Source organism: Novipirellula sp. (assembly GCF_041583735.1).
GTDB lineage: Bacteria > Planctomycetota > Planctomycetia > Pirellulales > Pirellulaceae > Novipirellula.
Genome location: NZ_JBFHFD010000436.1, coordinates 1 through 7,419 on the forward strand (window position 1 = coordinate 1; position 7,419 = coordinate 7,419).

At 57.0% G+C, this 7,419-nt stretch carries 10 protein-coding genes; 1 reads left to right on the forward strand and 9 read right to left on the reverse strand.

What is annotated here, in order from left to right:
• From ABX962_RS24995 to ABX962_RS25025, 7 genes are all read right to left on the reverse strand, one after another.
• Positions 1 to 926 (reverse strand): complex I subunit 5 family protein (locus tag ABX962_RS24995; protein ID WP_372723359.1); only part of this gene is annotated, 926 nt, incomplete at its 3' end.
• Entirely contained in the window at positions 916 to 1,242 is a 327-nt protein-coding gene (locus ABX962_RS25000) for an NADH-quinone oxidoreductase subunit K (protein WP_345684816.1), read from the reverse strand. The genes ABX962_RS24995 and ABX962_RS25000, both read right to left, overlap by 11 nt.
• Entirely contained in the window at positions 1,239 to 2,015 is a 777-nt protein-coding gene (locus tag ABX962_RS25005; RefSeq protein ID WP_372723361.1) for a Na(+)/H(+) antiporter subunit B, read from the reverse strand. Before ABX962_RS25005 ends, ABX962_RS25000 begins: the two co-directional genes overlap by 4 nt.
• Positions 2,012 to 2,299: a Na(+)/H(+) antiporter subunit B gene (locus tag ABX962_RS25010; protein WP_372723363.1), complete on the reverse strand. Its 288-nt coding sequence runs from the start codon at positions 2,297 to 2,299 to the stop codon at positions 2,012 to 2,014. Before ABX962_RS25010 ends, ABX962_RS25005 begins: the two co-directional genes overlap by 4 nt.
• A complete protein-coding gene (mnhG, locus tag ABX962_RS25015) occupies positions 2,296 to 2,598 on the reverse strand; it encodes a monovalent cation/H(+) antiporter subunit G (RefSeq protein WP_372723365.1) in 303 nt (100 codons plus the stop codon). The genes ABX962_RS25010 and mnhG overlap by 4 nt, the downstream gene beginning before the upstream one ends.
• Positions 2,595 to 2,867 carry a monovalent cation/H+ antiporter complex subunit F gene (locus ABX962_RS25020; RefSeq protein WP_372723367.1) on the reverse strand — a complete coding sequence of 91 codons (273 nt, stop codon included), beginning with the start codon at positions 2,865 to 2,867 and terminating at the stop codon, positions 2,595 to 2,597. The genes mnhG and ABX962_RS25020 overlap by 4 nt, the downstream gene beginning before the upstream one ends.
• On the reverse strand, positions 2,864 to 3,358 hold the full coding sequence (locus tag ABX962_RS25025; protein ID WP_372723369.1) for a Na+/H+ antiporter subunit E: 495 nt from the start codon (positions 3,356 to 3,358) through the stop codon (positions 2,864 to 2,866). Before ABX962_RS25025 ends, ABX962_RS25020 begins: the two co-directional genes overlap by 4 nt.
• A gap of 335 nt (positions 3,359 to 3,693) precedes the next feature.
• Between ABX962_RS25025 and ABX962_RS25030 the strand changes: the two genes are divergently transcribed.
• Positions 3,694 to 5,382 (forward strand): hypothetical protein, encoded by a 1,689-nt coding sequence (locus ABX962_RS25030; RefSeq protein WP_372723370.1) that lies wholly within the window; start codon positions 3,694 to 3,696, stop codon positions 5,380 to 5,382.
• Between the two features lie 58 nt (positions 5,383 to 5,440).
• Here the strand turns inward: ABX962_RS25030 and ABX962_RS25035 are convergent, their stop codons facing one another.
• Together ABX962_RS25035 and ABX962_RS25040 are read right to left on the reverse strand one after the other, a co-directional pair.
• On the reverse strand, positions 5,441 to 7,102 hold the full coding sequence (locus ABX962_RS25035; protein WP_372723372.1) for a cation:proton antiporter: 1,662 nt from the start codon (positions 7,100 to 7,102) through the stop codon (positions 5,441 to 5,443).
• Positions 7,103 to 7,187: 85 nt separating this feature from the next.
• Positions 7,188 to 7,355, reverse strand: coding sequence for a hypothetical protein (locus ABX962_RS25040; RefSeq protein ID WP_372723374.1), 168 nt, complete (start codon positions 7,353 to 7,355; stop codon positions 7,188 to 7,190).
• Between the last annotated feature and the right edge of the window lie 64 nt (positions 7,356 to 7,419).

A 7,419-nucleotide genomic window follows, 5' to 3' on the forward strand; every position in this document is an offset into this window, starting at 1 on the left:
CCGATCTGAGCGACCGTCGAATAAGCGACCAGCAGCTTCAAATGCGTTTGGCGAATCGCTTGAATCGAACCCCACAAAATCGCAATCGCACCGAGAACACCCAGCAAGTGACCTGCCGGTCGCAAGTCCGCGTAAGGAAAGACATCAAACCACAGCCGCAGCAACACGTAAAACGAAGATTTTAGCACCAAACCCGACAACAGAGCACTGGCCGGAGCGGGGGCAGCCGCATGAGCCGGAGGCAGCCAATAGTGAAGCGGAAACAAGGCAGTCTTGAGTATGAGTGCGACGGCAATCAGTACGATCGAACAGCGGCTCGGCAAGTCGAATTGAAACTTCGTCGCCAGCAGATGCAGGTCGACCGTTCCATAGCTGCTGTAGAGTAACGCCACCCCTAGCAAAAAAAATAGCGATGCGGTAACCGCGACGATCAAGTACCGCAGTGCAGCTGACAACGCATCGACCGTGCCCGCCAATCCGATCAACGCGACCGCTGTCAACGTCAGCAGTTCCAAGGTCACGTACAGATTGAATAGGTCGCCGGCCTGAGACAACGCGTTGAGCGACGCGAACAGGAATAAGCATAACGGCCAAAAGTAAACAACGGAGTCGCCACTGCGAGTGTGAGCGAAGTACGATGATGCGTACACCACAACGCCTAGTCCGACGATCGCCGTCATCAGCAACATCAATCCACTCAGCCCGTCGACATACAAGTCGATTCCCAGCGGTGCCCCCCAACCACCGACTTCGTACCGCAGACTCCCCTGGTAAAACACAGAACGGGCGACATGGCTTGCCAGCAAGATTTGCAGAACCGCGACCCCAATCGTCAGCACCACCGCAACTCGGCGTGCGACAAACGCAACGATGCCTGCAGCCAGCGGCAACGCGATTAATCCGATCATCGCAAGCTCAGCTGACATCCGTTTCTCGCCCTTCTGCATGCAGAGAAAGTTCGGTCCGCTGAGTCTCGCGGTGAAGACGACGTAGCAACGCCAATGCGAGCGCCGTCGCACTGACCGAAACGACCAGTCCGGTTAACACCATCGCATGGGGTACCGGATCGGGCTGGCCGTCGGGAGTCCGTTGAGCCAACGCGACCAGGACCAGGAACGTGCCGCTGCCCATCAGGTTCAATGAAATGACTTTGCGGAGCAGGTGTCGGCAGATGACGACACCATAGAATCCGATGCCAAACAGCACGACTCCACAAACGGCATACAGAGTGGCAATCGTCACTGCGCGGCCTCATCGTGTGGCGTCTCGTGGTTGGGAATCTCGCTTTTAGGAATCTCGCTACTGTTAATCTTGCTGTGGGGCAGTTCCGATTGAGTTTCTCGCAGCGTTCCGCTGCTGAATAGTGCCAACAGAATCGCAGCGATTGAAACGGTCGCTGCCGATTCAATGACCAGAATCAACGTCTTGGCCACCGACGGGGGATATTCCAAGAAACGCCGCTGACTCAACATGACCGCGGTCGCCACCACGAGAAAGACGGCCAGCCCCGCCACCAACAGCAGTCGCTCGCCACGCTGGGACAGCTTTCGCGTCCACGTCACACCGCCAAGTTTCAACAGCACGCCCAACGCAGCCAACACCGCCGCGGCCTGAAATGCGCCGCCCGGTGCGTGCCCACCGACCCACAGCAGATATCCGGCGACCATGATCATCACGGGGGCAAGGATGCGAATGAAACCGAGCAGAACCGGATTGGCAGACTGGGCTGGCTCGACGACAAGCGACGCATCGGAGGCCGTCAAAACGCGGGCACCGATCACGGCCAGCAACAAGACGAGAATCTCTAACAGCGTGTCATAGCCGCGAAAGTTCAACAGCACCGCGGTGACCGGGTTCTTGGCACCGGCCGCGTCAAGATTGGCGATCGCCGCATCGGACAACCCGATCGCTTCGCTTGGCAAACGAAAGATCGCAACCACGATGGCGCCAGTGATTCCCGCAACGACGAAGGCAAATGCGATATGGATGATCGCGATGGGGGGGCGTTGGCTCATGTGTCGGCATCCATCGTCTCAGGCGGCGTCCTCGGGCCAGGCCGCTTCGTGATCGCCGTCAACGTTGAAAGCAACAAGGCTCCGGTCAACCCCGCACCAATCGCCGCTTCGGCCAACGCGATATCCGGTGCGTCCAGCCGCGCCCACGCTAAGGCCATGACCAAGCCCAGCACGATGAACAGCACAATCGCCTTGAACAGATCGGACGTGGCAAGTGTCTGCCAAGCCAACCAAAGGAGGCTTCCGCACAGCGTGATGTCCAAAATCCACAACAGACTGTTCATCGTTTGCTCCACGGTCGCTCGCCGCGACGGATCGCCGACTGCGCGATCAAGTGGCACGTCGTTGCGCCAGCCACCAAGACTAGCAGCCAGATCAGCACCAGCTTGGACGCTACAAACATCGATCCCGATCGCAACAACAACCCCAGCACCAACAGCCCCAAACCGACATTGTCCGCTTTCGTCGTCGCGTGTAGCCGCGTGAACACATCCGGAAGACGTAACATGCCAACGCTGCCCGCGATGAAAAACAGACAACCAACTGCGATCAGGACAAGGGACGCCATGTCGAGGATGCTCATTCCTGCTCTCCCATTTCCATTGCGTGGTAACGCTGGACAAATGCGATTCCGGTGACCGCAGCCAGCAACGCGAACACCAACGCCACGTCCAGCAGCGCCGGTCGCGAGATTGCTTCAGAGAGCAACAACAAAATGGCGACACCCGTGGTACCCATCAACTGCGCAGCCAGCATCCGATCCGACGACGTAGGACCGCGCTTCACGCGGATCAAGCCCGCAACCATGCTCGCCAACAGCACCACCACAAACAGCAACAACGTCTGCGTCATCTACTTTCTCCCGGATCCTCGAGCGAGTTTAGATGCACCGCAAACAACTTGGCAACCGCGTCTTCGAGTGTTGCTAATTCCCGTTGGATCGGCTGATTGATATCCATCGCGTGCACGGTCAGCACATTTTTGCGAACGTCCGCACTGACCGTTCCTGGCAGTAGATTCACTACGTTCATGAAGAACGTTCTCGCCGTACCGGCGGGCAAACGCAATGGATACTCGATCATTTGTGGATCAATCGGTAATTGCGGATGTATCGACCGCCAAGCCACGTCAATCCCGCCCCCGATCGACGAGCGGACGAAATGAGGGGCAAAGCGGAGCAGGCCTATGACCGACCAACGCCAACGATCCCGAGACGCCAAACTCGCCTCAACGAGTGATGCTGCCAAAACCACAGGCACGCCGACGATCCACGCGTCGCGTCGCGTCTCCGTTAGCAGAGCCCACAAGCCGGCCAAAACGATGAAGGTCACTATCGATCTCATGGCAGTATCATAAGCGAAGCTGGCGCCTCAGGCGTGCGATGCGTCCGGCGTGCGATGCGTCCGGCGAAGATGACCCTTGGTCGGCTGGGAAGACGGCAAGAAGAAAGCGTTTGCAACGAATTGGCATGCGTAATGCATGCATGTTTGCTCGGTCGGTCGGCAGCTTGGTATTCCCCGCATTAGGCTGCACAATGAGCTCAGCGTGTCTCGAATCCCGCTTGTAACGTTTTCAGAGCGAATTAGTGACGAAAAGTCCCACGCGACAATTAGAATCAAAGGGGCGGGGTCTGCGTGACACGCTGCATCGGGGACTCAATTTACACCTTGGATTAAATATGTCTCAAAACCCACTCTCTGCCATCACCACCCTTCGCACGCTGGTCTTCGCCACAATGGGGCTATGCTGGATTGGGAACGTCGATCCGGTGCTGGCCCAAATCGAAAGCGGCGTGGCCCAACCGCCGCCACCCCCGCAGGCTACCGCTGACAATCCGGCAACAGTCGCGGCAGGCGATGTGATCGATCGGGACGCTACGAACGAACTGGAGTCCAATGAGCTGGGATCGAACGAACTGGGGTATCGGGCGTTGCTCCAAGGACCCGTGCACGAGGCATTTGCATCGCAGGCCGATTCCAGTGCGATCCTGCATCCTCGCGTCCACTCGGAAAAACCGCCCGCGAATGTTCGCGAGCAACCACCAGAAGATCGTCCCGTTGGCGACAATCTGTTGTGGATCCCCGGCTATTGGTCTTGGGATGATCAAGCTGCAAAGTATGTCTGGGTGAGCGGTGTCTACCGCAAGGTGCCTCCGGGGCGAACGTGGGTGCCCGGCTATTGGAGTACTCGCGGCGAGGGTTATCAATGGACCAGCGGTTTTTGGTCCAGCACGCGTGCTGGCGTTGACGACCAAGTCTATCTGCCTCCGCCTCCCCAATCGATCGATAACGGACCGAGTGTTCCACCGCCCGATGATGATTTCTTTTGGCTGCCCGGATCATGGGAGTATGACGATGGTGGTTACTGGTGGCGCAGCGGATACTGGACCCGTCACTACGAAGGCTGGGTCTGGCAACCGGATTGCTATATCACGACACCGCAGGGTTACGTTTACAACACCGGGTATTGGGATTTGCTGCCGCCTGATCGCGGGATGCTGTACTCGCCCGTCGAATTCGATCGACCGGTGTACCTGAATCCAGGCTTTGTCTACCGACCTCGCTTGCCGCTAGCGAATTCCGCCGCCTTCCTGCTGAATCTGTTTGTTCGGCGAGGACATCCTGGATTCTACTACGGTAATTACTACGGACCGTCGTATGCTTCGCTGGGATACCAACCCTGGTATGACCTGGGTTATGGTTCCGGTGGGTTTGGATCTCGTTATGCGGTGCCCTGGCTTTCTTATTACGACTGGAATTACGGTCAACGTGGATTCGATTTCCGAGGCAGCATGGGACGCTACAAAAATTATTACGGCAAACCTGATCGCGGCGGTTCCAAATCGGTGAAGATCGATGCCGACATCGCCAAGTTTGCTAAAAACGGAAAACCGGAGCGTCGATCGGGCGACAATTCGGTTAGGGGGTCGCTGGACGACATTGTGCTTCGTGATTTCAATGGGCAATCACCGCCTCGTGTCGACCGTCAGACGAAGGGCAAGTCGTCGAAGCACGTTGACAATTTCAGTACCGCGAAACCGAAGAACAATTTTGAAACGAAGCGTGGATCCAATGCGGTTTTCACCCCTTCTCAACCCAAGCACGACAATCCCAAACATTCGGCCCGCGGCATGTCAGTCGAAAATCAAGGCAAGAAATCGCAAGCAAAGTCAAAGTCGACGCAAACGTTTGATCGCGGGCGTTCTCCGTCCTCGATCGAACATCCCCAGGCATCACGCAGCCCGGGTTCGTTCGGCCGGTCTGACAAAGGCAACGGCAAGTCGGTTGGCGGTGGTAACAGCGGAAAAGGCGGGGGCGGTAAAGGCAACAGCGGCAAAGGTGGTGGCAAAGGTGGTGGTAAGAAGTGAGCCGATCTGTCACGGCATCATTCTTCCAGCGGTCCTACGACTTACTTGAACTTCTGTCCTATGGTTGGCCATGTGGTTCTGTCCGTTCAGGTTCGCTGAGTTGATCGATGGCTTCTTTGGCGGCGTCCGCGAATGGCAACAGGATCAAGTGGACTCCCGCGTTTCTTAAGGTTGCGGCGTCACGTTCATGGTGCGCGGTCGCGGCGATTGATCCGCTATAGCCGTAGCGTGACAGCGCGTGCAGCAAGGCGAGATTCACCGAAACTTGTGGCACCGAACTGACCACCCAACGGGCGTGCGACAGCGGTAGTGTCGATGCAAACTCGGGGTCTTCTGCATCGCCGTAGACGACCGAGTGTCCCGACTCGCGAAGCCGATGCACCACGTCCGGATCAAAGTCGACTCCCAACACTCGTTGCCCGCGCTCGGTCAGTTCGCGTGAAAGATGATTCCCAAAACGCCCCAGACCAAACACGATGGTGTCAAAGCCTCGCGAGGGCTCGGTGGTTGTTTCCAGTTCAACTTCGCGAAACGGATTCTTCTTTTCGGACCAGGACAGAAAGGGGGCAAGCCAATCATACAGCGGGTGCGAGTAGAGAATCAGGTACGTCGATAGGGTGATCGTGATCAAGCCCACCAGTGTGATCAGCCCCAAGACTTCACCGGAAATATGTCCGAGCTCTTTCCCCAGTGCACCAAGCATCAATGAAAACTCGCTGATCTGGGCGACCGTCAATCCGGCCAGGAAGCCTGTTCGTTTTCGGTACCCCATCCGTCCCATGATGATGATCACGATCAGCGGATTGCCGACCAGCACGAACAACGATAGAGCCAGCGATGGCATCAGCTGCGATCCGAGCAAACTGAGTTTGAGATGGGCTCCTAGATCGACAAAGAAGAACAGCAGCAAGAAGTCGCGTAGGCCGATCAGACGCGACCCGAGAGCTTCCCGGTGCGGCAACCCAGCAAGCGAGACCCCTGCTAAGAACGCACCGACTTCTTTGCTGAACCCCAGCCAATCACCGATCGCCGCCATCGCGACCGCCCAGCCGATCGCCAAAGTCGTCAGTAATTCGGCCGAACGAGCTGCGTGATGATAAAGCCTTGGCAGCACGTAACGCATCAGCAGACCGACGGCGACCAGCAAACCGATTCCTTTGACAACGACCAACGAGATGCCCTGCACCCAGTGCACCCCGGTGCTGGCTCCGAACGCGGTCAACGCGATCATCACCAACACCACCACCAAGTCTTGGACGATCAAAAAACCGATGGCTATGCGTCCATGCAGCGAGTCGATCTCGCGTTTGTCCGACAGCAATTTAACGATGATGATCGTGCTGGAGAACGTCAACGCAACGGCCACGTAGAGCGAGGCCAAATGCGAAAACCCCATGGCAAGACAAAGCAAGTAGCCAATCACCGAGGTGAACGTCACCTGTCCCAAGCCGGTGGCTAACGACACGGGCCCCATCGTGCGAATCACGTTCAAGTCCAGTTTTAACCCGACCGTGAACAACAACAGTGCAATGCCGGTCTTCGCCAGCAGGTCGATTTCGCTGCCGATGGAAACCCATTTCAAGCCCGCCGGTCCGACCAGAACTCCAACCGCGATGAAGGCGACAATCAGCGGTTGCTTGAGCCAATGCGCAACAAAGCCCAAAACCCCGGCTGCCGCCAATAACAGTGCAAACTCGTAAAAGATGTTTCCAGATCCCAATCGCACACTCCGGCGAGGCTTTCATTCATCGGTTAGTCGAACTTCACCGCCGCAATAACCGCTTTCAGTTGCGACTGATATTCCTTTATTCCTTGATGACCAGATCCTGCAGTTTTAACGCCGGACGGCCGGATGACGTGATCAGCTGCGTTTCGGCCAGCTCGCGTTCGACTCGCAGCAAGGTCAGCTTTGCATGGTTGGACTTCGCCAGCAAAGCAGCACGCTCAAACGCCCCATCATTGCATGGATACACCAGCAAGATATTTTAAACCGTTTCATGGAAAGCCTCTCACGCGAATTGAGGCGATGGCGGTCCA

Coding starts and splice junctions, on each gene's coding strand:
- ABX962_RS25005 (WP_372723361.1), bottom strand. CDS start 2,015: ATGAGCCAACGCCCCCCCATCGCGATCATCCATATCGCATTTGCCTTC.
- ABX962_RS25010 (WP_372723363.1), bottom strand. CDS start 2,299: ATGAACAGTCTGTTGTGGATTTTGGACATCACGCTGTGCGGAAGCCTC.
- mnhG (WP_372723365.1), bottom strand. CDS start 2,598: ATGAGCATCCTCGACATGGCGTCCCTTGTCCTGATCGCAGTTGGTTGT.
- ABX962_RS25020 (WP_372723367.1), bottom strand. CDS start 2,867: ATGACGCAGACGTTGTTGCTGTTTGTGGTGGTGCTGTTGGCGAGCATG.
- ABX962_RS25025 (WP_372723369.1), bottom strand. CDS start 3,358: ATGAGATCGATAGTGACCTTCATCGTTTTGGCCGGCTTGTGGGCTCTG.
- ABX962_RS25030 (WP_372723370.1), top strand. CDS start 3,694: ATGTCTCAAAACCCACTCTCTGCCATCACCACCCTTCGCACGCTGGTC.